Annotated in this window: 19 protein-coding genes; 6 read left to right on the top strand and 13 right to left on the bottom strand. The window is 48.2% G+C overall.

Annotated elements, in window-relative coordinates:
• Positions 1-5: 5 nt before the first annotated feature.
• Positions 6-1,346 (top strand): ABC1 kinase family protein, encoded by a 1,341-nt coding sequence (locus tag A1s21148_RS01040; RefSeq protein WP_095670650.1) that lies wholly within the window; start codon positions 6-8, stop codon positions 1,344-1,346.
• 7 nt (positions 1,347-1,353) lie between these two features.
• Here the strand turns inward: A1s21148_RS01040 and A1s21148_RS01035 are convergent, their stop codons facing one another.
• From A1s21148_RS01035 to nudC, 7 genes are all read right to left on the bottom strand, one after another.
• Positions 1,354-1,752, bottom strand: a complete 399-nt coding sequence (locus tag A1s21148_RS01035) for a hypothetical protein (RefSeq protein ID WP_095670649.1) — start codon at positions 1,750-1,752, stop codon at positions 1,354-1,356.
• 28 nt (positions 1,753-1,780) lie between these two features.
• Entirely contained in the window at positions 1,781-2,176 is a 396-nt protein-coding gene (locus A1s21148_RS01030; protein ID WP_095670648.1) for a VOC family protein, read from the bottom strand.
• Positions 2,177-2,197: 21 nt separating this feature from the next.
• Positions 2,198-3,535: a hypothetical protein gene (locus A1s21148_RS01025; RefSeq protein WP_095670647.1), complete on the bottom strand. Its 1,338-nt coding sequence runs from the start codon at positions 3,533-3,535 to the stop codon at positions 2,198-2,200.
• Positions 3,536-3,680: 145 nt separating this feature from the next.
• Positions 3,681-4,019, bottom strand: coding sequence for a WhiB family transcriptional regulator (locus A1s21148_RS01020; protein ID WP_095670646.1), 339 nt, complete (start codon positions 4,017-4,019; stop codon positions 3,681-3,683).
• A 124-nt stretch (positions 4,020-4,143) separates the two neighbouring features.
• Positions 4,144-4,317 carry a hypothetical protein gene (locus A1s21148_RS07485; protein WP_190276898.1) on the bottom strand — a complete coding sequence of 58 codons (174 nt, stop codon included), beginning with the start codon at positions 4,315-4,317 and terminating at the stop codon, positions 4,144-4,146.
• A gap of 106 nt (positions 4,318-4,423) precedes the next feature.
• Positions 4,424-6,112 (bottom strand): ATP-dependent helicase, encoded by a 1,689-nt coding sequence (locus tag A1s21148_RS01015; RefSeq protein WP_190276897.1) that lies wholly within the window; start codon positions 6,110-6,112, stop codon positions 4,424-4,426.
• Positions 6,103-7,074, bottom strand: a complete 972-nt coding sequence (nudC, locus tag A1s21148_RS01010) for an NAD(+) diphosphatase (RefSeq protein ID WP_095670645.1) — start codon at positions 7,072-7,074, stop codon at positions 6,103-6,105. The genes A1s21148_RS01015 and nudC overlap by 10 nt, the downstream gene beginning before the upstream one ends.
• A gap of 28 nt (positions 7,075-7,102) precedes the next feature.
• Here nudC and A1s21148_RS01005 point away from each other — a divergent pair, with 28 nt between their 5' ends.
• Positions 7,103-7,921, top strand: a complete 819-nt coding sequence (locus A1s21148_RS01005) for an endonuclease/exonuclease/phosphatase family protein (RefSeq protein ID WP_095670644.1) — start codon at positions 7,103-7,105, stop codon at positions 7,919-7,921.
• On the opposite strand, the gene A1s21148_RS01000 is transcribed toward A1s21148_RS01005, so the two are convergent.
• The 3 genes from A1s21148_RS01000 to typA form a co-directional block, all read right to left on the bottom strand.
• Positions 7,914-11,123 carry an ATP-dependent DNA helicase gene (locus A1s21148_RS01000; RefSeq protein WP_095670643.1) on the bottom strand — a complete coding sequence of 1,070 codons (3,210 nt, stop codon included), beginning with the start codon at positions 11,121-11,123 and terminating at the stop codon, positions 7,914-7,916. The two genes, A1s21148_RS01005 and A1s21148_RS01000, sit on opposite strands and share 8 nt — an antisense overlap.
• Entirely contained in the window at positions 11,120-14,266 is a 3,147-nt protein-coding gene (locus tag A1s21148_RS00995) for an ATP-dependent helicase (protein ID WP_095670642.1), read from the bottom strand. Before A1s21148_RS00995 ends, A1s21148_RS01000 begins: the two co-directional genes overlap by 4 nt.
• Positions 14,267-14,330: 64 nt before the next feature.
• Positions 14,331-16,235, bottom strand: coding sequence for a translational GTPase TypA (typA, locus tag A1s21148_RS00990; RefSeq protein ID WP_095670641.1), 1,905 nt, complete (start codon positions 16,233-16,235; stop codon positions 14,331-14,333).
• Positions 16,236-16,440: 205 nt separating this feature from the next.
• On the opposite strand from typA, the gene A1s21148_RS00985 reads away from it, so the two are divergent.
• Complete coding sequence (locus A1s21148_RS00985) at positions 16,441-17,793, top strand: aspartate aminotransferase family protein (protein WP_095670640.1); 1,353 nt, start codon at positions 16,441-16,443, stop codon at positions 17,791-17,793.
• On the opposite strand, the gene ychF is transcribed toward A1s21148_RS00985, so the two are convergent.
• The gene (ychF, locus tag A1s21148_RS00980; protein ID WP_095670639.1) at positions 17,794-18,867 is read right to left on the bottom strand and encodes a redox-regulated ATPase YchF; all 1,074 of its coding nucleotides are present in this window, start codon (positions 18,865-18,867) and stop codon (positions 17,794-17,796) included.
• Positions 18,868-18,918: 51 nt separating this feature from the next.
• Here ychF and A1s21148_RS00975 point away from each other — a divergent pair, with 51 nt between their 5' ends.
• Together A1s21148_RS00975 and A1s21148_RS00970 are read left to right on the top strand one after the other, a co-directional pair.
• On the top strand, positions 18,919-20,076 hold the full coding sequence (locus tag A1s21148_RS00975; RefSeq protein WP_095670638.1) for a DNA recombination protein RmuC: 1,158 nt from the start codon (positions 18,919-18,921) through the stop codon (positions 20,074-20,076).
• Complete coding sequence (locus A1s21148_RS00970; RefSeq protein ID WP_095670637.1) at positions 20,073-20,486, top strand: hypothetical protein; 414 nt, start codon at positions 20,073-20,075, stop codon at positions 20,484-20,486. Before A1s21148_RS00975 ends, A1s21148_RS00970 begins: the two co-directional genes overlap by 4 nt.
• Here A1s21148_RS00970 and A1s21148_RS00965 read toward each other — a convergent pair.
• Together A1s21148_RS00965 and A1s21148_RS00960 are read right to left on the bottom strand one after the other, a co-directional pair.
• Positions 20,483-21,979: a hypothetical protein gene (locus A1s21148_RS00965; RefSeq protein WP_095670636.1), complete on the bottom strand. Its 1,497-nt coding sequence runs from the start codon at positions 21,977-21,979 to the stop codon at positions 20,483-20,485. The genes A1s21148_RS00970 and A1s21148_RS00965 overlap by 4 nt on opposite strands.
• A gap of 9 nt (positions 21,980-21,988) precedes the next feature.
• On the bottom strand, positions 21,989-22,942 hold the full coding sequence (locus A1s21148_RS00960) for a 4-hydroxy-3-methylbut-2-enyl diphosphate reductase (protein WP_095670635.1): 954 nt from the start codon (positions 22,940-22,942) through the stop codon (positions 21,989-21,991).
• A gap of 26 nt (positions 22,943-22,968) precedes the next feature.
• Between A1s21148_RS00960 and xseA the strand changes: the two genes are divergently transcribed.
• The gene (gene xseA / locus A1s21148_RS00955) at positions 22,969-24,174 is read left to right on the top strand and encodes an exodeoxyribonuclease VII large subunit (protein WP_095670634.1); all 1,206 of its coding nucleotides are present in this window, start codon (positions 22,969-22,971) and stop codon (positions 24,172-24,174) included.
• Position 24,175: the final 1 nt, after the last annotated feature.

Below are 24,175 nucleotides of genomic sequence, written 5' to 3'. Positions count from 1 at the left end.
CGGGCATGGCCAAGAAAGATCAGATCGAAACGGAGATTCCGAAATCCACCGCCGCTCGTTCGGCAAAGATGGTTTCGATCCCCGTCGGTTTGGCAGGTCGCGGTGTTTTAGGTCTTGGTAAACAACTCGTTGGCCAATCATCTTCTGTAGTCATCACAGATATTCAAGAGAAGACTGCAGAGCAACTCTTTAAAGTTCTTGGCGAACTCAAGGGTGGCGCGATGAAGTTCGGCCAAGCACTTTCCGTTTTTGAAGCAGCGCTTCCGGAAAACATTGCAAAGCCTTATCGCGAAACTCTTACTAAGTTGCAAGAGTCTGCTCCTCCGCTTCCAACCCGCGTTGTTCATAAGGTATTGGCGAAAGAGCTCGGTGAAGATTGGCGCGATAACTTCACATCATTTGAAGATAAAGCAACTGCTTCGGCATCTATCGGGCAAGTACATAAAGGTGTTTGGAAAGATGGACGCCCAGTTGCAGTAAAGATTCAATATCCGGGCGCGGCAGAAGCGCTGATCTCTGACTTAAATCAGATTCAACGCTTTGCCAAGATCTTCCAACTAGTTCTACCGGGCCTTGATATGAAGCCACTTCTTGAAGAACTTCGCGCGCGCATCATTGAAGAAGTTGATTACAAATATGAAGCAGAGGCGCAAGAAGCTTGCTGGCGCGCGTATGAAAATGATCCTGACGTTGCGATTCCAAAAGTTGTTATGTCATCGGACAAGGTTTTAGTTTCAGAATGGTTAGAAGGAACTCCGCTTTCCAAGATCATCACTGAAGGAACACAAGAGCAGCGCAATAACGCCGGAATGCGTTTGGCGCGTTTCCACTTCACCGCACCTGAGCGCGCAGGTTTGCTGCATGCAGATCCACATCCTGGAAATTTCCGCTTGCTCGCAGATGGCCGCATTGGTGTTCTCGATTTTGGCGCTTGCAACCGTCTGCCAAATGGTTTCCCAGAACCATTTAAGAATCTCTTGAAGCATGCACTCGATGATGATGCCCAGGCTTTATACGATGGATTTAAGAAAGATGGATTTATCTTGCCTGAGGTTGATGTAGATCCGAACCTAGTTCTAGATTTCTTGGTTCCACTTGTCGAACCACTGCGCACCGAGACCTTTAAATATTCACGCGAATGGTTGCGTGATCAGAGCGCCCGCGTTGGCGATCCTCGCAATCCAACTGCGAAGATCGGTTTCCAACTTAATTTGCCTGCTGAATACGTGTTGATTCACCGCGTTACTTTGGGAACAACTGGGATCTTTTGCCAGTTAGAAGCTGAAGGAAATTTCCGTGATGAAGCGCTCTCTTGGTTCCCCGAGATCGCACCGGCAAACGCTTAATTACTGATTAGCGAGCTATCTTGCGAACCATCTTCCAGTGGTACAGATAAACCGGCACTGTTACTAGAAGCGTTACTAGCGAACTAGTTATTCCCCTAATTGCGTTGCGACGATTCTGATCGATATTGGCTTGTTTGATAACTTCTGGATCAATTTTAGGATCGTTCTGCGCAGCATATGGATCCACATAACCAGCATCAGGAACGATCAGATCAAGCCCGCGATTGATAAGGCTAATTACAGTGAAGAGGCAGACAAGAAGAGTTATCAGGCTAACCGCGTATAGATACAGAGAACGCCAATCAACGCCTTGGTGCGCAACTTCTTCCTTAACCGCGCTCTTCTTCGCCACAGTCTTGGTCGCTGATTTTTTCTTAGCTGCTGTCTTCTTCGCTGTAGTTGCCATAAGTAAAGAGTACTCCTGATCTCAAAAATTAATCGTGTGCGTTCTGCACCATACAAAATGGATGTCCTGCCGGATCTAGATAAATACGGAAGCGATGTGGTTTTGGTTGAAACTCCGCTTTGACCGCCCCTATTTCTAGAAGAGCTTTTTCTGCAATATCTAAATCTTTTGCGTGGAAATCCATATGTGCCTGCTGTGGCAGACCGCCTGTTGGCCAAGTTGGTCTTTGGTATTTTTCAATCTTCTGAAAAGCCATCGCCGTAAAGTCTGCTTCATCAATCAGCTCTAGCCATTCGCACGTTTCTGCAGTTTCTCCTTCATCGAAGGGCTGCACTTTATATCCCGTGATCTTCGAGTAAAAGTGCGCTAACTCAACGGGGTTATCGCAATCAAGTGCGGTGTATGCAAGATGTGCAATCGTCATGAATCAATAATACTTACTGAATCATCGTTTCTTGTAGCCTATTGGGCAAAGAGGCTTTACTGCTGTCACCTTCTTGATCTTTTTGCCCTTTATACAGGTAACAGTTGTTTTCTTTGGAACGTTTGGTGCTACCGCATTAACCGGTTGTAATTGATTCTCCGACCAGTCATCACCAAAGTTCGAGGTTAATTTCGCAGTCGAGCCTGAATCTAAGGCACGCTTGGCAACAATTTTTGGGGAGGAGAAGTGAAAACCGGTCACCGAAATGTCAATAACGCCGTTATTCATAGACACAGCTGAGGTTGCCACTTGCGGTACGCCATTTATATCAAGAACCTGAACTTCAAGTTTTGTAGCCGTCGACAAATTATTGTCAGGGAATCTGCAATCAAGCCAGGCCTTTTGAAACTTAGTGCGGAATACCCCAAGATACTCTTTACCAAATGGATCAGTGTGCGGTGCATACATATTGAAATTCAAACTCTGAGTTCCACTATCCCAAAATAACTGCCCCGCTAGAGGTGCATTCCACATCGTTCTAGTAAACCCTTTATCCATACATCTTGGATCCCAATAGGAGTCACTTAAGTCTTTCCCACCGTGGTCAAGCGCAAAGTACAAAGTTGGGTTAAGCCGATCCGGGATCATATTTTCATTACCTGGCTTTACAGACTCAGTCAACTTTGAAGTATCACTAAACATGGGTTGAAGGTATTCACTGCCACTTAACTTCCACTGAAATCCACCATTAATTTTTCGGTAGTCGATGTTGAAGTTTTTGCCAGATCCTGAGGCTGAAACAGGGGCCAGCCAGCTCGTTCGCAAATAAACATGGAATACATCTTCGGTATCTAGCGCTGGGTAATTCGCACATTGCAATGGAGTGCTCACGGAACAGATTCCGTTTTTGCTTTGCTGCGCTGGTTCAGTTGAAAGCAATTCTCTTTGCAACATAATCCAATATGCACCAGCTTTCTTTCCGTTAAAGAATCCGGTGGGGCTAATGACGTGGGTAGAAAGCCGAAGTCTCTTTATCGGTCCATTTTTCTTACCGCTACGAAAATCAAACAGAATGTCACCGTATTGAACTTTCTGCCCACTTTCGGAAGGCAAATCAACCAGCCTTGTGTCTACAAATACTGCCTCTTCTACAGACGCGTCGCTGTGTTCAACTACCACTTTTTCTACACAATCAAGTTGCTTTGGCGAGATACATCTAATCAATGGTGATTTCTGCGGGATGGATGGATCTATCGATATTCGGTTGAGAACATCTGCGGCTTGTGCCGGAGATATCAATGTGGCACTTTGTTGGCCAAGAAGAGTTAGAGCAAGAACCACTACTGCACTTTTCTTCATGAGGAAATTATCTTCTAACTACGTCGAATTACCTAGGGAAATACCTAAAGTTTGTAATGAGTTAGATCAACCCCGAGTCTGAGTTCCTAGATAAAAACACAAACTCGGGGTTGATCTATTGACGGATCCTTCTAGACAGAACGAATTAAACGAACGCTGCAATACGCGGCGGACGACCCGCACGACGCTTGCGTTCGATAATTACGCCATCTTCGATTAGCTGTCCGCCCCAAACACCGCATGGTTCTTCGCGTGACAGAGCACCGTCTAAACACTTATTGCGCACGGGGCATCCACCGCAGAGCGCTTTAGCTTGCGCGATGCCTTCGTCGCTTTCCGAGAAGAAGAGCTCGGGATCAGCGTTATGGCATGGCAAGGTAAAGGCGATCGCCGAGTCATACGTACCGGTTACTTCATAGAGACCGATCTTCTCGCCTGTTTCTGCCCAGCCTGGTACCTGTAGTTCGCTGTAGAGAACGCTCATCGTTCTCACCCACTTTCTTCTCTCTCGTTTTCTTTCTCTGGATTGGTTTATGTTTTTTGTAATAAAAAAAGGCCTTCAACTCCTTTGTGGAGTTGAGGCCTTGGGTTGGGCTCGTATATCGGCTTTATCCGATCGAACCTCCTGTGGCCTCATCCACGGCATAAAAAGCGGCGTAAAACGCTGGCTTTGATGCTGCGGGCCAATTCGTATGCTTCTTAGTAGTCGCATGGAAATTGGCAGGCGAATTAGCAGCACCGCGTGTAACGCGTGCTGTGGTGAATGACTTAGATGTAAACATCTTGCATTCTCCTTCGCCTAATGAGCTTTTCACCAACTTGGTGAAAGGCAAGGGTAAACCACAGATAGTGATCTGCGCAACCTAATTAAATCTAGCTATAAATTGCTCAGCTGAGAAGGCCCGCTTCACGCAGGAATCGGCTTGGATTCTGGCGATGGCTGATATGTAGATCCACCTTCGCACGCGTCATTCCAACGTAGAACAAGCGGCGTTCTTCATCTATCACCGCATCGGACTGGCCAGTAACCCCAGATTCCAGCGGCAGAATTCCTTCAGATGCGCCGATCAAAAATACGCGTTCCCATTCCAAACCTTTCGCCGCATGCAGAGTTGCCAGCGTTACGACCGGCATCGTTGGCGGATTATTCTGCTGAACGCGATCTTCGATCTCGCGTAAATAACTGCGCAGCGTCTTTGGGCTAAATCCGGCATCGGCATCTAGTTCGCGCGCTAAATGCAGTAGTGCGGCAATGCCATCGATGCTTTCGCCAGTTAAGAATGGTTGTGCAATTGTGCGAAGTTCATCGATCCAAGAAACGCCTTCCGTTGGCAGCACAGATGCGCGACGTACTTCCTTTAAATAATCGCGGACATCTTGGCGATCAAAGAATCTTTCGGTGCTGCGCACTTGATATGGCAGACCCAACTTATTCATCGATCTCTCAACACCGTTAAGTTGGTTATTGGTGCGAGCCAAGATCGCAATTTCTTGCGCTTGAGTGCCGCTTTGTAGAAGCGCGGTGATTTCGCAAAGTACGCCAGCTATCTCGGCATCTTCATTGGCATAGCCATCTACAGAAGGCTTGGTGCCATGATCGTTAAGGGCAACCAACTCTTGCCCCATTGCACCGTGACGCAATAGAGAGTTTGCGGCAAAGGTGATTTCAGGAGTTGAGCGATATCCAGTGCTTAAGCGAATTACTTCAGCATCGGGAAAACGATTGGTAAAGCTATTTAGGAAAACCGGCGTTGCGCCCGCGAATGAGTAAATAGTTTGTGCCGGATCTCCCACGACACAGATATCTTGGCGAGTACCCAGCCAAGCGTTAATCAATCGTTGTTGTACCGGTGAAATATCCTGATATTCATCGATGGTGAAGTAACGGTATTGATCTTGCACGCGTTCGCGAACAGTGCGCTCTTCTTCGAGCATTGCGGCGGTCAAAAGAAGCACATCTTCAAAGTCGATCGCTAGTTCTTGTTTCTTCACGCTTTCATAAGCGGTGTAAACCTTTGCTAACTTTTCAGCGCTAACGCGTGGCTTCTGAGTTCGCTTATCGATTTCAGTTACAAAATCTTCGGGTGCAACTTGTGAAACCTTCGCCCATTCAATTTCGCTTGCGATATCGCGCATTAGCTCGCGCGATGTGGCACGAAGTTCACCAGATAAACCTGCGCGATTAATTGCTTCACCAATAAAACCTGCCTTAGCGGTCATGAGTTCAGGTACGCGGCCACCGAATACGGTGGGCCAGAAGTAGATCAATTGCTTGAGCGCTGCTGAGTGAATCGTGCGTGCGGCAACGGTTGGAACGCCTAGCGAGCGAAGGCGGGTGCGCATTTCACCTGCGGCACGCGAGGTAAAAGTTAGCGCCAATACTTTCTGCGGATCCATCGTGCCAATAGCTGCGGCGTAGGCAATGCGATGTGTGATCGCGCGGGTTTTACCGGTGCCGGCGCCTGCAATTACACAGACTGGTCCACGAGTAGCAAGGGCTACAGCGCGTTGATCGTCATCAAGTGCGGCGAGAATTTCTTCGGCGCGAATATCGCCAGAAGAACCATCTAGCGCCACGTTTCACCACCGATAAGTTTGGCGCCACCATTTCCTTCTTTATCTTGACCCTCTGCGCCACTTGCAAACCAACGATCGATCATCTTGCGCGCAACTGACATATTCGGTGGCAACAATAAAGTTCCGGCATCTGATTGCGCCTTAACTTCAGCGCGCGAGAACCATTTAACTTCGGTGATCTCTTGGCCATCGGGGCGGGCGACTTCTGGAAAATCTGTAACAGCATCAAATGAGATCATGATCGATGCTGGGAATGGCCAAGGTTGTGAACCTAAATAATCTATTTCGCGCACGGCAACGCCTGATTCTTCAAGAACTTCACGGTGCACGCATTGTTCAAAAGTTTCACCTGGTTCTAGAAAACCTGCAAAGCATGAAAAGCGACCTTCGGGCCAAACTGGTTGGTGGCCAAGCAGAATCCGATCATCGTGATCGCGAACTAAGACAATTACTGCTGAATCTGTGCGCGGATAGTGTTCGCTCTTATCTTTATCGCAGGTGCGGATTGCGCCGCCTTGAGCAACTGAAGTTGGCGCACCACATCGCGCACAATGAGTATGCGACCTATGCCAGTTAGCCAAGGCCACGGTATGCAGAGAAACTTCCATTTCGAATTCGGAAATCAACCCGCCAATTTCGCGAAGGGTTAAATATCCATCCGGCGTTTTCTCGCCTTGTGGTTCTACAGTGGAAGCGCTCCAGGCAAAAAATGGCTCGTGATCTAACGCATCTAAACCAAGGAAATACTTTTCGCCTGACTTGTAGTCATTAGATGAAATCAGCGATTGCACTTGGCTAGCAGTTAAGTAGCGGAGTTTGGTTCCGCCTGCTTCGACGGCTAAACGAGAATCCGCGACGTGAATAATCTTGGCGCGCTGCCACATCTGATCGAGAGCGGTCTGGTTTGTGCGCAGGTGGCCGGCGCGGTCCATCTTCGATACCTGTCCGTTGACCGCGCTCATAAGGGTGAACGCTACTAGCCTTGGCCATATGCGCATCACCTCGTGGAATCTGCTCCACGGCCAGCCAATCCCGCCACTTTCGGCCGGGCCCAGCCAGGAATCCCTTGCTGCCGCGGTGCGCCAGCTCGAGAGCGAGGTCATTGCAGTTCAAGAAGTTGATTACAAATTACCGCGATCAAAAATGCGCAATCAGGTTTCAGATATCGCAGATGCAATCGGCGCTAAAGATTGGGCCTTTGCACCAAGCATCATCGGAACACCAGGTGAGAAATGGCGGAAGTTAAATAGCTTAGATCCGCGGATAGTGAGCGGTGAGAATAACTCTCTCGAAGGAAGTTATGGGATCGCAATTGCTTCAACGATTCCGGTTGTGAAATGGCATCGCCTTGATTTAGGAAATTCAGTCATCGGGATGCCGCTAGTTGTTCCGACTGAAAGTGAGACAAGTAGCAAACCGAAGATCCGGGCGATCTATGTTCACGATGAGCCCCGTTTAGCACTCGGTGCAACGCTTGCAAATGGCTGGACGATCTTTAACACCCATCTCTCATTTGTGCCGGGTGTGAATTTATTTCAGTTGAAGAAGTTAAAGCGTTGGGCGCTCAAGATTTCGCAAGAGACAAATACCAAACCGTTGATACTTGGCGATTTAAATCTGCCAAAGAATCTGCCAGTTGTAGGCTCTGATTGGAAGTCATTGATCCAGCAAAATACTTATCCTTCATGGGGAGCCAAGATTCAATTTGATTACTTGTTAACTCATGGGGCAGAGAATCAATTCAAAGATTTAGGAACAATTGCAACTGGCATCAGCGATCACTTGCCGCTGCGCGCAAAGATTAACTAGCACCGGTAATTAGCGCGATCAACTGGGCTTCGCTCAAGAGATCTGCTGGACGATCGGTTTTGCTAATCGGCACATAATGGAAAGCTGCTGAAACTAGCGCTGGATCAATTCCCTTTAACTTCGCCCAAGCTAAGCGATAGACCGCCAGCTGCACTGCCGCTGATTCACCGAGCGTTGTTGCACCGGTCTTCCAGTCGATAACTTCAAAGCGACCGTTAATCTCATAGACCGCATCGATGCGACCGCGGATCAAAACCCCACCTAAAACAGCCTCAAATGGAACTTCTACTGCAACCGGAGAGCGGTTACCCCATTCGGATGCCAACCAAGTTTGCTTAAGAGATTCGAGAGTCTGATCTGGTTCAAGTGGGTCAAGGAAATCCAAATCTTCATCATCAAACAAGGTTGCTGCGTTGAAGTGATGTTCGATCCACAAGTGGAATGCAGTACCGCGACGAGAGTATTGATCTTGTGGGCGCGGCATTGGGCGGCGAATCGTAAGCGCTAGCTCTTCGGGATCTTTATGCAGTGCAACGAGCGTCGAAGTAGAAAGTCGTGGTGGCATTGGAATTTCGAGAACTCCGTTAACACCAAGTGCGCGCTCTTGAATTAGCGCACGAGCATCTTCAATCCATGATGAGGTTTCGATATCAACTGATTGCGCAGTAGCTAGATCAAGTGGCGCCGCGTTCTTAACAAGTTCTACCTTGGCGGTAAATGCAGAGCGAGTGTCGCCAAGTGGGTCGCGCGGCCAGATACCGGTCAGCGGATTTTCGAGCGCTGGGTTCTTGGCATCTTTATCTGGACGTGGAACCTCGCTGATGATCTTGCCGTGTTCTTGTGCAACTAAAGCGACTTGTTCAAAGATCGTAGAAGGCTCGACCCAATCCTTGCCATCGCGATACCAAGAGGTTGTTGCAATCAAGTGGGTGCGAGCACGCGTAAATGCGACGTAGCCCAAACGAATTTCTTCACGGGTCTTTGTGGCCTTACAGATATCTGCATACTTTGTAATCTCTTTGCCGGCATCAGAGTTTTTAGTGGCACCGTTAAATGAGAAGCGTGGAAGTTCCAGATGATCGCCGCGCAGATGAAATGGAATATGTCGTTCATTTGTAATCCAGTTATCTGGATCGTTCTTATTTAGACCAGGGAAAGTTCCTTCAGCAAGACCTGGAACTGCAACCACATCCCATTCGGCGCCCTTAGACATGTGAACGGTGAGGATCTGCACGACATCGCTGCGGACCTCTGGGGCCGCTGATTTCAGGCCTCCTTCTTCCTTTCCGGCGATATCGAGCCACTGCAGGAATGAATTTAAAGTGCCGCCACTGCGTGCGAATTTTCCAGCTTCATCTAAGAAGCGATCGATGTGGCGACGACCAGAGCCTGTGCCATCGCGAAGCATTACTTCAGTTTCTAGACTCAAGTAACTTTCGATCTCGTTAATTAAATCGGTGATGGTGCCGCCAGCGCGAGAGCGTAGACGTCGCAGGTCAGATGCAAAGTTAACTAAGCGCACATAACCGATCTCGGTAAAGGTTGATTTATCTGCGCCACCAATTTCATCAAGGGTATCGATAAGTGAACCTAAGAACTGATCATCGGCTTCGGCTTGTTCGGGATTGCCGGCGGCGATCTTCTTGATTAATGACTTACTTTCGGCGCGTGAGCCTTTAGTGCGATTACGTGAGTAAGCACCGAGCGCTGCTAAATCTTTTGCACCCAAGTTAATTCGTGGTCCGACTAAGTGGCGCATCAGTGCTGCACCAGAATCAGGATCTGCGATTACGCGGAGCATCGAAACAATATCGGCGACTTCAGGAACATGGATAAGTCCACCAAGTCCAAGAACTTCGACTGGGATATCAGCGGCGCGTAGCGCACCTTCGATAGTTGCAATTTGAGAGCGTTTACGAACTAGAACTGCAAAGGTAGAACGCTTTTCGGCAGGTTTTGCTAGCCGTCCTTTATCAAACCAAAGTGAGGTGAAGTATTCTGCAATCGCGGTTGCTTCGAGATCTAGATTTTCGAAGACTCCGCAGACTATCTCGCCATCGCCAGCACCTGGACGCGGAGTAAGTGGTGGAACATCTGCGCCGCTTTCACGGCGAATCTTTTCGGAGACAACGTTTGCAAGTTCAAGGATTGTCTTATCATTTCGGAAAGTTGTGAGTAGTGAATAACGTTCAGCACCAGTGTGGCCGGCGGCCTTTGGAAAGTACTTTCCGAATGAATTAATAGTGCCGGCAGAGGCTCCGCGCCATGTGTAAATAGCCTGGCATGGATCCCCAACTGCCATAACGGGATGTCCCCCGCCAAAGAGTGATGACAGCATTCGCACCTGTGATTGCGAAGTGTCTTGATATTCATCAAGTAATACAACGGAATACTTTGCGCGTTCTAGCTCGCCGATATCGGAAAACTTAACCGAGATATCTGCCGCAAGTGACATCTGATCATCGAATGAGAGTTGACCGGATTCTTGGCGGCGTTGGATAAAGCGTTCGACCATTGGAAGTAAAGCGGTACGTTGACTTAAGACTTTTGCAACTTTACGTACCTCTGGATTTGTTGCACCAGACATCTGTGCCAATTGCTCAAGGACTTCGTTATCTGCTGCAGCGATTGCTTCGGGAGAAACCTGATGTTCGAGCATCAACTTGGTTAGGCCAAGTAAATCTTCCACAACTGTGCCAACGGCAGATTCATTTGAGTACGAAGCATCTTCCCAATTACGCACAATGTCATTGGCGAGTTGCCACATCGCAGCATCGCCCATCGGTTGGATATCGGCATCGATACCAAAGCGAATTGAGTGCTCGGAAAGTAAACGCGCGGCATAAGAGTGATAAGTAGTAACGGCAACTTCAAGTGGTGTGTCCTCTGGGATTAACTTGGCGGCGCGAAGTTGGCGCAGTCTGGTGCGGATACGGATCGCGAGTTCCCCGGAAGCTTTACGAGTAAATGTCAGACCAAGTATTTGATCAGGTCGCGCAAAACCATTGGCAACTAAATAAATCACGCGCGCTGCCATCGTTTCAGTCTTACCTGAACCAGCGCCCGCGATAACAACGGCAGGTTCGAGCGGATTAGATGCGATAGAAATAATTGCGCTTTGTTCATCAGTTGGTTTGTAAACCTTGGCGCCAACTTTCTGCAGCGCGGCTGCGATATCTTGCGGTGAGTACTTCTCGATCATTCGATCACCGTCCGGCCCTGGCTCTGGATCGGACAACAGGCCTTAACGACGCAGTTTTCGCACATAGTGTTGATACGCGCCTGGAAAGTTTCGGCTCCCATGCCTTCAGCGATTTCTTCGATCTTCGCCTTAACTTCGACTTCATCGATCTTGTATTGCTGACGAGTTGTGACCTTTACTGAATCTTTTGCAAGGTAAACGAGTTCAGCACCTGATGAAGAGGTTGTTGTTAACTTCTTTTCGAAGCCATCGAGAGCAACTGCTAATTGGTAGCAGGCAAGTTGCAAATTCTCTTTCGCTTTTTCGGCGGTGATCTGAGTCTTGCCAGTTTTGAAATCAATTACGTAATGGTTGCCATCTGAATCGACTTCGATGCGGTCGACGCTTCCGCGAATTTCAGCGCGACCGACTTGGATCTTAAAGTTAAGTTCGGCGCCAACTACATCGCGAGTTGTGGCGGCGTGATAGCGGCTAAAGCGCTCGAGCATCTTTACTGCGCGCTTAAGGGATGAGTTGCTGATCCAGCCTTCAGTTGGATCAATCAAAGACCAAGACGCTTCGAGCTTTGCAATCAAATCGGTTTCAGAGATAGATGGATCTTCTACTTTGATCCGTGCGAATTCGTGAATTGCTGAACCAAGAATCTGCGCTGTTGAATCTCCATTTGTTCCACCGCTGCGTTCGAGGAACCACTTAACTCCGCACTCGGTAAAGTTTTCAGCACCTGATGGTGAAACAGGTACTAACTCATCTGCAGCAACAACGGTCTCTGTTGAAGAGATTGGAAGTGATCCAGTCCAGTGTGCTGGATCTGCTGAAGTGATTTGTGATTGGGAAAGGGTCTTTAAAATCGAAGCGGCGGTTTCTGCCGAATCTCCACTTAAATTCTGGCGCAGCGTTGCGACAAGTGCAGACGTTGTAAGAGGACGTGGCACTTTAGTAATCACGGGAGCATCGAGATCTCCGGTGTTATCTAGTTCTTCGAAATAGGCAGATGGTTCGTCATCTTCACGCTGCACTGCGGTGACGATTAAAGCCTGGCGGGCGCGGGTTACAGCCACATGGAGCAAACGACGCTCATCTTCAGCCAGCGCACCAGCTGCGATTAAATCAAGTTCTAAGCGCGCTAAGTCACCGTGGCGTTCGCGTTCTACAAGTCTTTCGCTACCAAGTAGCGAACTGCGCTGACGCAAGTTTGGCCAAACACCCTCTTGTAAACCGGCAACTGCAACGACTTCCCACTGGCGCCCCTTGGCAGAGTGCACGGTAAGGATTTCAACAACATCGGGGCGAACGCCTTGTGCAGTGATGATGTCACCGACAATTGATTCGCGGGAAAGCTCGTCAAGAAACGCTGATGGTTTGGAATATGGGAAGCGCTCCGAGAAGCGCTGTGCCGAATCAAAGAGTTGGATCATCGCATCGAGGTCGCGATCAGCTGCTGCCCCACGATTGCCGCCACGAAGTGCGGTGTTACGCCAAGCGGTGCTTAGCTTTTCATTATCGCTAGTTTTTGCGTTATCCCAAATAGCCCATAGCAAATCTTCGGGGCGAGCATCGATCGATGTTAATACTTTACGGGCAGCGAGCAATAGTTCGTGAACACGGGTGAGTCCAGCGCTTTCTTCAATGTTGATCTCACCTTTATCAATGGCATCGATTAAGAGCTGTGTTCCGCCACGAGTGTCGGTGGCATCATCGCGCGCCGCTAAAAGCGCTGTACGAATTCGGCGCAAAGAGATTGAATCCGATCCCCCGAATTCCGCGAGCAATAAACGCTCGCAAGTATCGAGGTTTAGCGGTTGATCACCAGTTGCAACTCGCGCGATGAGAATAAATGGCGCAATCGCAGGATTGGTGGAGAGCGCTTCGAGATCTCCGGCAACTGGAATTGAAACTTGAGCAAAGGCGCGTCGTAGTGCACTTGCTTGCGTGCCCGCAGAACGCAAGATAACTGCCATCTGCGAATAAGGAATGCCGTGCATTAAATGTGCGCGCTTGAAAAGGTAGGCGATGTATTGCGCTTCTTCAGATTGTGAATTAAGTCGTGCAGTGGTGAAAGGGTTATCTAGCGCTGGTTTGGCGCTATTTGTGCAGGTGCGAGAACGAGTACTAGACGGTGCGCGGAAGGCCGCTGTAACTTTCTGGCCGATCTCAAAAATCTCGGGGCGGCAGCGATAAGAGTTCTGCAAAAGTATTTGGGTTGCACCCTTTTCAAGGTATGAATCAACAACCTGTTTAAGACCATCGGGATCTGCACCTCGGAAGCGACCAACCGATGAATCGGCGTCATAGGCAATTACAAGATCAGGGCCAGATAAGAGATCGAGAAGTTTGCGCTGTGCAGGATCGCTTTCCTGGTATTCATCAACCATGATCGTGGCAAAACGCGCCTGCAACTGTGCACGCAGCTTTTCATTTTTCTGCAGATAAGCAATTGCCACATTAATCAATTCTGAAGGATCGATACGCATCTTGGCATCGCCGGCGGTGTCTTCGCGGATCGCCATAACTTCTTTGTAGCGCTTCCAGAAATCTGCAGCTGGCGCCCAGTATTTTTCATTTACTCGTTCTCCGCGATTAGCAAGCTCGTCAGGGGTAATACCGCGTTCATTGGCGCGCATAATTAAATCGCGGAGTTCGCGGATAAAGCCCTGGGTTAAAAGCGGATTGCCTTTCTTATCTTCGCCATCGTGTAGATCAGTTGGCCATTTTCGATAACCGTCGATGACATCGCCTTCAAGCAGTTGGCCGATAAAGTTTTCTTGTTCGGGGCCAGATAACAAAATTGGTTCGTGGTAGTTATCGCCTGAGTCCATCTTTAAAATCGAGTAAGCAAGTGAGTGAAATGTACGAGCCAGCGGTTCGTGCATCGTCACCGTTGTGCGAAGTGCAATGGCATCGCGGAGTTCGGATGCGCGTTCGCGGCCGTAGGTAATCAGCAGAATTGAATCTGGATCTTGCCCTGCCGCAATGCGCGATAACGCAGCTTCGATTAATACAGAAGTTTTACCTGTGCCCGGTCCACCTGCAATTAAAAGTGGTGATCCACGATGTGCTGCCGCCATTGCCTGTGTGGCATCTAGCTCCAAAAGCGCAGGCGCAGCGGGTGCGCGAGTGAGCTTTATGGATGGCGTGGTCATATGAGGTATTGAACCCCAGACCACTGACTTTTATTCCAATTACACGCTTTTAAAGCGTGCAGGCTTAACTATCTGCAGCCAGGTTGGCTTTCTTCTGGCGAGAAGTCGCACGTGCGCGCTCGTCACCATTTAAAGTCACCTTGCGGATACGTACTACAGCAGGCGTTACTTCTACGCATTCATCTTCGCGACAGAATTCGAGAGCGCCTTCCATATTTAACTTCTTTGGCGGAATCAAGCGCTCTGATTCGTCAGTTCCTGATGCGCGCATATTTGTAAGTTTCTTTTCGCGAACACAGTTAACGTCCATGTCATCGCTGCGAGAGTTCTCGCCGATAACCATGCCTTCGTAAACTTCATCGCCTGGCTCAACAAATATTGTTCCGCGATCTTGTGTTCCGTAAAGTGCGTAAGAAGTAACTGTTCCCATACGGTCTGAAACAAGCGATCCGGTTGCACGTGTACGGATATCGCCGTACCAAGGCTCGTAACCATCAAAGACGTGGTGGAGCAAACCTGTACCGCGAGTTTCAGTTAAGAACTCGGTACGGAAACCGATCAAGCCACGTGATGGAACCTTGTAATCAAGACGGATCCAACCGGTTCCGTGGTTAACCATTTGTTCCATGCGGCCCTTGCGAAGCGCCATCAACTGAGTAAGTACACCGAGATATTCTTCAGGTGCATCAATTGTTAAACGCTCCATCGGTTCGTGAATTTTTCCGTCGATCTTCTTGATAACTACCTGTGGCTTACCAACAGTTAGTTCGAAGCCTTCGCGCTTCATGATTTCAACAAGTACTGCAAGCTGAAGTTCTCCGCGACCTTGTACTTCCCAAGTATCAGGACGTTCAGTATTTAGAACACGCAGCGAAACGTTACCCACTAGTTCTGCATCAAGGCGGCCCTTAACTTGGCGCGCAGTAAGCATTTTTCCGCTTTTGCCAGCAAGTGGAGAAGTATTGATACCAATTGTCATTGAGATAGATGGTTCATCCACGATGATCAGTGGAAGCGCATGCGGGCTCTCATTATCAGCAAGGGTTTCGCCCAAGGTAATTGTTTCGATACCTGCAACAGCGATGATATCGCCGGGATGAGCCTCAAGTGCTGGAACGCGTTCTAGCGCTTCAGTAATTAGTAGTTCTGAAATCTTTACGCGCTCTTGAGTTCCATCTGTCTTAATCCAAGTAACGGTCTGGCCCTTTTTAATTACACCTTCGCGGACGCGACATAGTGCAAGACGTCCCAAGAATGGTGAAGAGTCAAGGTTTGTAACGTGCGCTTGTAGTGGTGCACCTTCGTGATAAACAGGCGCAGGAATTGCAGAGAAGATAGTGTCGAATAAAACATCGAGGTTCTCTTCTTCTGGCATTCCGCCATCAGCAGGACGCTTAAGCGATGCACGACCTGCTTTGGCAGATGCGTATACAACCGGAAATTCAATCTGTTCTTCAGTTGCGCCAAGATCAAGGAAGAGTTCGTAGGCTTCATCGACAACTTCAGCGATACGTGAATCGGGACGGTCGACCTTGTTGATCAACAAAATAACTGGCAAATTCTTTTCTAGCGCTTTACGCAATACGAAACGAGTCTGTGGAAGTGGGCCTTCAGAAGCATCAACTAGCAAAATTACGCCGTCGACCATTTCAAGTCCGCGTTCTACTTCGCCACCGAAGTCAGCGTGGCCTGGAGTATCAATAATGTTAACGATTGTGTTGCCGCGCTTTACCGCAGTGTTCTTGGCAAGGATCGTAATTCCCTTTTCGCGTTCTAGATCCATTGAATCCATCATGCGATCTTGGCCTTCGCCCTGAACCTTGTGTGCTGCAAATGCACCGGATTGCCAAAGCATGGCATCGACCAGAGTGGTCTTGCCGTGGTCAACGTGAGCGATGATCGCTACGTTACGCAAATCTTCGCGCTTTTTAACTGGCAGATCTTTTAGGTGGGCTTGTTTCTTAGACAAAGGAGCAACTTTCGTTAGGCATCACTAGGAATAAGGAAATCTCATTCAGACAAGAGGCGATCGTACTAAAGGCTCTGCATAAGGACTAATTACCCGCGTAGAGGCGATGAGAATTCTTCATTATTTGAGTGATTTACTACATACTAAATGCCTACTGGATCCAAATAAGATTCAAGTACGAACCCAATAATGAAGAGGTTGGAAGATGTCACAAGCAGTTAACGATCCAGCAAAGAGCGCAGCGATTTCAGCTGATGATCATGAATTTGTCTTTCACTCATGGTCTGCGCAGGGCGCAATTAAGCCACTTCCAATTTCAGGAAGCGCTGGATCACGTTTCTGGGATTACGAAGGAAACACTTACCTAGATTTCTCTTCACAACTTGTCTTTACCAATATTGGTCACCAACATCCAAAGGTTGTTAAGGCGATTCAAGAGCAAGCCGCAATTATTACAACTATGGCGCCACAACATGCCAGCGAAGTTCGTAACCAGGCAGCACGCGACATCGTTGAATTAGCCGGCGATAAGTTCGCAAAAGTATTTTTCACAACAGCCGGTGCCGACGCGATTGAAAACGCAATTCGCATGGCGCGTTTACATACTCGCAAACATAAAGTTCTATCTACTTACCGTTCTTATCACGGCAATACTGGCGCTGCTATTAATGCAACTGGCGATCCACGCCGCTTCCCAAATGAATTTGCCTTCGGACATGTTCACTTCTGGGGGCCTTACCTTTACCGCACTTCATTCTGGGCAACTGATGAAGCGCAAGAATGTGCACGCGCTTTAGAGCATCTCGAGCAGACAATTATCTTTGAAGGTCCAAACACAATTGCCGCAATTTTGATCGAATCAATTCCCGGAACTGCCGGTGTATTAGTTCCACCTAAGGGTTATCTCGAAGGCGTTCGCGCGCTCTGCGATAAGTACAAGATTCTTTGGATTGCAGATGAAGTTATGGCTGGCTTTGGTCGCACTGGTAAATGGTTTGGATTCCAGCACTCAGCAGCTACGCCAGATCTAATTACCTTCGCGAAGGGCGTTACATCCGGTTACATCCCGCTTGGTGGCGTTGTAATCAGCGGCGATGTTGCAAAGACTTTTGATGAAACCGTTTTCCCAGGTGGACTCACTTATATGGGCCACCCACTTGCCACTGCAACTGCCGTTGCAACGATTCAAGTAATGAAGGAAGAGAAGATGGTCGAGAATGCAGCGACTATCGGTGAAAAGATTCTTGGCCCTGGGCTTCACGAAATGGCGAAGAAACATAAGTTAATCGGCGATATTCGCGGCATGGGCGTCTTCTGGGGTGTTGATCTAGTTACAGATCGCGCAACACGTGCACCACTTGCACCTTATGGCGCTTCAAGTCCTGCGATGAATGAATTAGTAGCGGCCTGTAAGAAGAACGGGCTAATGCCATTTAATAACTTCAACCGTATTCACTTATGCCCACCATGCAATATCAGTGAAGCAGATGCGAAACTTGGCTTAGAGATTATTGATAAATCACTTGGTGAGATTGCGAAGCACTACACCGGCGCGTAATCAAACGTTAAATCTAAACTCCACAACGTCTCCATCGGCCATCACATATTCCTTGCCTTCCATACGGACCTTGCCTTTAGCTTTCGCTTCAGCCATTGATCCTGCGGCAATTAGATCTTCAAAGCTAACAATTTCGGCTTTGATAAATCCTTTTTGGAAATCGGTATGGATAACACCGGCCGCCATTGGAGCCGTGTCACCTTTATGAATTGTCCAAGCGCGCGCTTCTTTTGGACCAGCAGTTAAATAAGTCTGTAGTCCAAGAACGCTAAATCCAACGCGGGCCAGAGTTGCAAGGCCCGGCTCTTTCATTCCGATTGATTGCAAGAGTTCTAAAGCATCTTCATCACTGAGTTCAGCAAGCTCTGCTTCAGTCTTAGCATCAAGGAAGATCGCCTCTGCTGGTGCGACAAGATCAGCCAACTTCTTACGCAGATCGCCATCGTTAAGTTCTGCGGCATCAACGTTAAATACATATAAGAATGGCTTTGCAGTTAACAAGTGAAGATCGCGAAGAAGTTCTAGATCAAGACCTGATGATGAAAGTGGCTTTCCGCTCTGCAAGTGCGCTTCAGCTTTCTTAACTGCTTCTACAACTGGCGCAATCTCTTTATTGGTACGTGCTTCTTTTTCAAGACGGGGCAGCGCTTTCTCAATTGTCTGTAAATCAGCGAGCGCCAGTTCTGTATTAATCGTTTCCATATCGCTACCCGGATCGATGCGCCCGTCAACGTGCACAACATCGCCATCGGTGAAGACGCGGATTACCTGACAGATCGCATCGGTTTCGCGGATATTGGCTAAGAATTTATTTCCAAGGCCAGCACCTTCTGATGCGCCCTTAACAATGCCTGCGATATCTACGAAAGATAGGGCCGCTGGAAGCAACTTCTCAGAGCTAAAGATTGTCGCCAGTTTGGCTAAACGCTCATCCGGTACGCCTACGACGCCGACGTTTGGCTCGATGGTGGCGAAGGGATAGTTAGCGGCGAGGACGTTATTTTTGGTGAGCGCATTAAAGAGGGTCGACTTTCCAACGTTTGGCAGTCCGACGATTCCAATTGACAGGCTCATAAGGAGTAGAGCCTACGCGCCATTGTCGGTGCTTCCTGCCACGATAGGCCCATGTCAAGCGCAGCAGTGGCCATTCTTACACTCGTTATCGGGCTCGTTCTCGGTTATTTCATCGCAAGCAGGCGCACCTCGAAAGATGGCGTCTCTGCTGCAGAGTTTGCATCAGTGCGCGCCGAACGAGATTTATATAAATCCGAACGCGATAACGCAATGGCGGGATCAAAGCTGGCAACAGAAATTGAAGCGATGAAAAGTGCGATGGAGAAATTGCAGAAGGAAGCATCTGATGCCGATCGTCGTCGCATCGAAGCAGAATCCGATATCCGCACTCAAGTAAAGGCGATGTCTAACCACAACGAATCACTTGTTGCGCAGACCAAGGCAATTGCAGGTGCGCTTTCACATTCACAGAAGCGCGGAAAATTCGGCGAAGCACAACTAGAACTCATGCTAGAGGATGCAGGTCTTCATAAGGGCATCGAATACACCGCGCAGCGTTCCACAACTGATGATGACTCATCCGGTATCCCCGACATCACCGTGCGCATGCCTGGTGGCACCAAATTATTTATCGACTCCAAGTTTCCATTTGATCGCTTCATTGAAGCCCACGAAGTTGAAGATGGCGCCGAGCGCGAACGTTTATTCCTTGAACATAAGAAAGATCTCGCCAGCCACGTTACCGCTCTTGCCAAGCGCGGTTATCACGAGTCACAAGATTCACCAGATTTTGTAATCCTCTTTGTTCCATTTGAATCACTGCTCACCGAGGCGCTTCGCGTTGATCCGCTATTTCTTGACACTGCCTTTAAGCAAAACGTAACCATCGCAACACCTACTTCGATGATGGCTCTGCTGCGCACTATCGGCAATGTTTACTCGCGCAACTCTGTAGCGCTAAATGCTGAAAACATTGCTAAATCTGCCGGTCTCTTTATGAAAGATTTAACGCTGCTCCACACCAAGATCATCAAGGTCGGTACAGCACTTAATTCACTCTCCAAGGCGTATGGCGAGTTAATTCCAACTGCCGAATCAACTGTTAAGCGCGCCGCAGCCAAGATCATTAGCTTTGGAGTCTCGGGAGATAAAGATAAACTCTCACTTACCTACCCAGATGCGCCTGCTGAAGTGCGTGAGTTAAAGAACTCCGAACTCGGCGGCGAAGAAGATTTCATTGATGCAGAAGAAGTAAAGGATGAAGAATGAGCACAAATGTAGATACAAAACCTTTGATCAAAGGCCCTGGCCTAAAGAAAGAAGGCGTAGTCGTTCTGCAAACTTTATTTATCGCGCTCTTTGCCGGCCTTGAACTTCTTATCCGCAGCGGCGCCGGCATCGTCTCAGGCCTGATCATCTGCTTTGTTCTCTACGGAGGTCTTCGCTTTGGGCGCAAAGGCACAACATACGTCTCTGTTGTTACGCCGCCTTTGGCATATGCAGCAACAGTCTTGCTCTATCTAATTCTCTCTGTTGGATTTAAGCCATCTCGTTTAGGAATTGATTTCATCGCATCTCTTGCCAGCATCGCTCCATACCTAATGGTTAGCGCACTTTATGGCTGGTTTGTATTTCTTAACGAGAAAGCAAAAGCGCGTAAACCAAAGCCACGCGGTTAAGCAACTTTTTTATAGCCCTTTGGGCAGGTTGGCTTTACTCCGCTAACTGACTTCTTAACTTTTCCCTTAACGCAGTTAATTGTTACTCGCTTCTTTGATTGATACAGCTTGATCTTAATTTTCGGCACTGAAAACGAAAAGTTATTCACGGAAATATATGAGACTCCTTTTTTCTCCAAGAACGACTTAGTGGCAATTTTCTCTATACCTGCATCATTTACCACTGAGATTTCAGCAAAGAGCGGTAGATCGGGCAGCCCATAAATACATCGGAGCATGCTCGATGACGCTTCTAAATTGAAGTTTCCAACTGTGGCTTGGGAGTTCGGCAACAAGTGTGGGGATGCGAGTAAAAACTGTATTTCATCGCCAATTAAACGAGGTGGGTTTCTATTGAATATAAGGGCATTCGTGGCAAGCAATCCAACAAAGTCTTTAGATTGCTCAACGCAGGGTCCGCTACCACCTTGAAGACAGTCAACTTGTAGATCCTCGGCACAAAAAGCGGTAAACGGAGAAGATCCATTTATATTCCAGAAATTCACAACTTTAGTTGATTTCTCTTTTAGCGCAGTAAACACATCTGTGGCATACATAATTGCAAGTCCTGAATCGATTTCTACATTTGTTCCATTTTGCGCGGCAGTGTTTACAATTTGGCTAGTTATGCCTCTTGGGTATTTAGCGAATAATGATGTAGGGACGCTACCTTCGATTAGTGGCACAGCAACACTTGCGCCGGAGATAACTACTTCCTTGCCCTGAGCTAACTTGGTGAACTTAATTGTTGGATCTGCCATTCTTCCCGCGAGCCACTTTGGTGGATCATTACTGAGGCGTAATTTAACTTCTGCAGAAAATGTTCCAGTGGTTTTATGAGTTACACATTTATCTTTAAACAAGAATAGGCATTGCCCTAGTGAATTTAAATTAATCTCTTTAATGTCAACGCTAAAGTATGGAACCTGTACGTCGCGATACCCAACAGGTAATTTACGAGACTTTAATTGTTGTATCTGTGCTGTCAATGCAAAGTATCGCTGGACGCCGTCTTTATCCTTTACTAAAAAAATGCTCGAAGTAGATCCTGCCGAAATTCCATTGGCAGCATCGCTAGGAAACGTGTTTCCGTCAGCGGAGCCCAAATAACTGGCTTCAACTTTATCGCCACCAGCGATGCCTATTCGTAGAAGTAGAAGGCAATTGGATTTATTCTCCGCATTGCAGAGCGGCAGAATAGTTGTAGCCACGATTCCGACCGGATTGGAATTAAGGCAATCTAAATCGTTGAAACTTTCACACTTTTGGAGACCATACATGTAGGGCAAGCCATTATTAATCCCAACCCAGTTAACTTTCTTTATCTCAGATTCATAAACGTTATCGTTCTGATTATCCACGCCAATACTTACTGAGACGTTTTCAGCAGCTATCGCTTGTGTTGAGGATAGAACTAACGCCAAGATCGAAAACAATAATCCGATCTTTTTCACTTTAGATCCTTACTTACCGGCGGTCTTTAACTCTTTACGTAGCTCAGGAGGAAGTGCAAAAAGAAGCGTCTCTTGTGTAGCAGTCACTTCTTCAACGCTGCCAAAGCCACGTTCTGCGAGCCAAGCCAATAGATCGCGAACCAAAATCTCAGGCACTGATGCACCGCTTGTAACGCCAATAGTCTCAACGCCATTTAGCCATGCATCATCGGCCTCTTCAGCAAAATCGATTAGATAAGCGTTTGCTGCGCCATATTCTTTAGCAACTTCTACTAAGCGAACTGAGTTTGAAGAGTTGGTTGAACCAACCACGATTACTAATTCTGCTTGTGGGGCAATCTGCTTAATCGCTTCTTGACGGTTCTGCGTTGCATAACAAATGTCATCAGATGGTGGATTAGCGATCTCTGGGAATCGCTCTTTAAGGATTGCAACAGATTGCATAGTCTCATCAACGCTCAACGTTGTTTGAGTAAGCCAAACCAATTTCTTTCCTGGCGTTGGGACGATTGTGCGCGCTTCATCAAGACCATCGACGATGCGCACCTTGCCTGGAGCTTCTCCAGCGGTACCTTCAACTTCTTCGTGGCCATTGTGACCAATTAAGAGAATTTCAGTTTCATCATCAGCAAAACGTTTTACCTCGTTGTGAACCTTTGTTACCAAAGGACAAGTTGCATCAATAGTTTTTAGATTGCGCGCTGCCGCTTGTTCGTGAACTGCAGGAGAGACTCCATGTGCCGAGAAGACAACTGTTGAACCTTCTGGAACTTCATCGGTCTCGTTAACGAAGATAACTCCGCGGGCTTCGAGGGTAGAGACCACATGCTTGTTGTGGACGATCTCTTTGCGGACATAAATTGGAGCGCCATAGAGTTCGAGGGACTTTTCCACGGTAATGACCGCACGGTCTACGCCGGCGCAATATCCGCGTGGCGCTGCAAGGAGAACTCTCTTAGCCATGTGGGTGAGTCTATTAGGCTCGCCCCATGTTCGAAACTTCAAGCGAATCCCCCGCGCCAGTACGGGTGGTTTCAGAGGCGATCAAAGAATATGTAGAACGCCTCGGACCAATATGGATTGAAGGCGAGATCTCCGAACTCAACGAACGCAGCGGCGGAATGGCCTTTATGCGCCTGCGCGATACATCAGTTGATATGAGCCTTTCAGTGATGTGTTACAAAAACGTTTTGGCTGCTGTTCAACCGCTGCCGGCAAATGCACGCGTTGTTATTCACGCGAAAGCATCTTGGTTTACTAAAAATGGTTCGCTCACAATGTCAGCAAAAGAGATTCGCCAAGTTGGCGTTGGTGAACTACTTGCACGCCTTGAAGCGCTCAAGGGCGTGCTGGCGGCTGAAGGTTTGTTTAGCGCAGATCGCAAAGTCGCTCTTCCGCTCTTGCCACGCAAAGTTGGTTTGATCTGCGGTCGCAATACCGATGCCGAGAAAGATGTTGTTGAAAACGCACGACGTCGTTGGCCGGCAGTTCAATTTGAGATCCGCGAAGTTGCAGTGCAAGGCGCCGCAGCGGTTGTTGAAGTGTCCGAGGCGCTGCGCGAATTAGAAAGTATCGAAGATGTTGATGTCATCATCATTACTCGTGGCGGCGGATCCTTTGAAGATCTATTGCCATTTAGCGATGAGAGTCTGGTTCGCCTTGCCGCAAGTTGTGAAACACCAATTGTTAGCGCAATTGGCCACGAGAAAGATTCACCGCTCCTTGATTTAGTCGCCGATTACCGCGCATCAACACCGACTGATGCGGCAAAGCGTGTGGTGCCAGATATCGAGCAAGAGATCACCGATATAAATAAGATCCGCGATCGCATATATCGCCGCCTAGTTTCAACGATCGATTACGAGTTAAACCAGATATCTCAACTGCGCAATCGCCCGGTGATGAAAGACCCAAGCGTTATGGTCAAAGTTCGCGTGGAAGAGTTAAACGCTTTGCGCGATCGCTCGCACCGCGGATTCAAAGCGCTGCTTGATATTGAGAAGAAAGAGATCAAGGGCGTTATCGCTCACCTGCGTTCGCTTTCACCACAATCAACGATGGACCGCGGATATTCAGTGGTCCAAAGCGATGACGGAAAGATTGTGCGCGATGCCACAAAGTTAAAGGCTGGCGCTATGCTGCGTATCCGGGCCGCCAAAGGCGAAGCTCGCGCAAGCGTTCTGGGAGAAGAGTAGA

Origin of the sequence: Candidatus Planktophila lacus (genome assembly GCF_002287925.1) — a bacterium.
Lineage (GTDB): Bacteria > Actinomycetota > Actinomycetes > Nanopelagicales > Nanopelagicaceae > Planktophila > Planktophila lacus.
This window is presented reverse-complemented; position numbering and strand designations above follow the sequence as displayed.

Excerpts from the sequence above, each read along its gene's own strand:
- A1s21148_RS01025 (WP_095670647.1), bottom strand. The coding sequence starts at position 3,535 with ATGAAGAAAAGTGCAGTAGTGGTTCTTGCTCTAACTCTTCTTGGCCAA.
- A1s21148_RS00970 (WP_095670637.1), top strand. The coding sequence starts at position 20,073 with ATGAGCACAAATGTAGATACAAAACCTTTGATCAAAGGCCCTGGCCTA.
- ychF (WP_095670639.1), bottom strand. The coding sequence starts at position 18,867 with ATGAGCCTGTCAATTGGAATCGTCGGACTGCCAAACGTTGGAAAGTCG.
- A1s21148_RS01035 (WP_095670649.1), bottom strand. The coding sequence starts at position 1,752 with ATGGCAACTACAGCGAAGAAGACAGCAGCTAAGAAAAAATCAGCGACC.
- A1s21148_RS07485 (WP_190276898.1), bottom strand. The coding sequence starts at position 4,317 with ATGTTTACATCTAAGTCATTCACCACAGCACGCGTTACACGCGGTGCT.
- A1s21148_RS00975 (WP_095670638.1), top strand. The coding sequence starts at position 18,919 with ATGTCAAGCGCAGCAGTGGCCATTCTTACACTCGTTATCGGGCTCGTT.
- A1s21148_RS00995 (WP_095670642.1), bottom strand. The coding sequence starts at position 14,266 with ATGACCACGCCATCCATAAAGCTCACTCGCGCACCCGCTGCGCCTGCG.
- nudC (WP_095670645.1), bottom strand. The coding sequence starts at position 7,074 with ATGAGCGCGGTCAACGGACAGGTATCGAAGATGGACCGCGCCGGCCAC.
- A1s21148_RS01000 (WP_095670643.1), bottom strand. The coding sequence starts at position 11,123 with ATGATCGAGAAGTACTCACCGCAAGATATCGCAGCCGCGCTGCAGAAA.
- A1s21148_RS01040 (WP_095670650.1), top strand. The coding sequence starts at position 6 with ATGGCCAAGAAAGATCAGATCGAAACGGAGATTCCGAAATCCACCGCC.
- A1s21148_RS00960 (WP_095670635.1), bottom strand. The coding sequence starts at position 22,942 with ATGGCTAAGAGAGTTCTCCTTGCAGCGCCACGCGGATATTGCGCCGGC.
- xseA (WP_095670634.1), top strand. The coding sequence starts at position 22,969 with ATGTTCGAAACTTCAAGCGAATCCCCCGCGCCAGTACGGGTGGTTTCA.
- A1s21148_RS01020 (WP_095670646.1), bottom strand. The coding sequence starts at position 4,019 with ATGAGCGTTCTCTACAGCGAACTACAGGTACCAGGCTGGGCAGAAACA.
- A1s21148_RS00985 (WP_095670640.1), top strand. The coding sequence starts at position 16,441 with ATGTCACAAGCAGTTAACGATCCAGCAAAGAGCGCAGCGATTTCAGCT.
- A1s21148_RS01030 (WP_095670648.1), bottom strand. The coding sequence starts at position 2,176 with ATGACGATTGCACATCTTGCATACACCGCACTTGATTGCGATAACCCC.
- A1s21148_RS01005 (WP_095670644.1), top strand. The coding sequence starts at position 7,103 with ATGCGCATCACCTCGTGGAATCTGCTCCACGGCCAGCCAATCCCGCCA.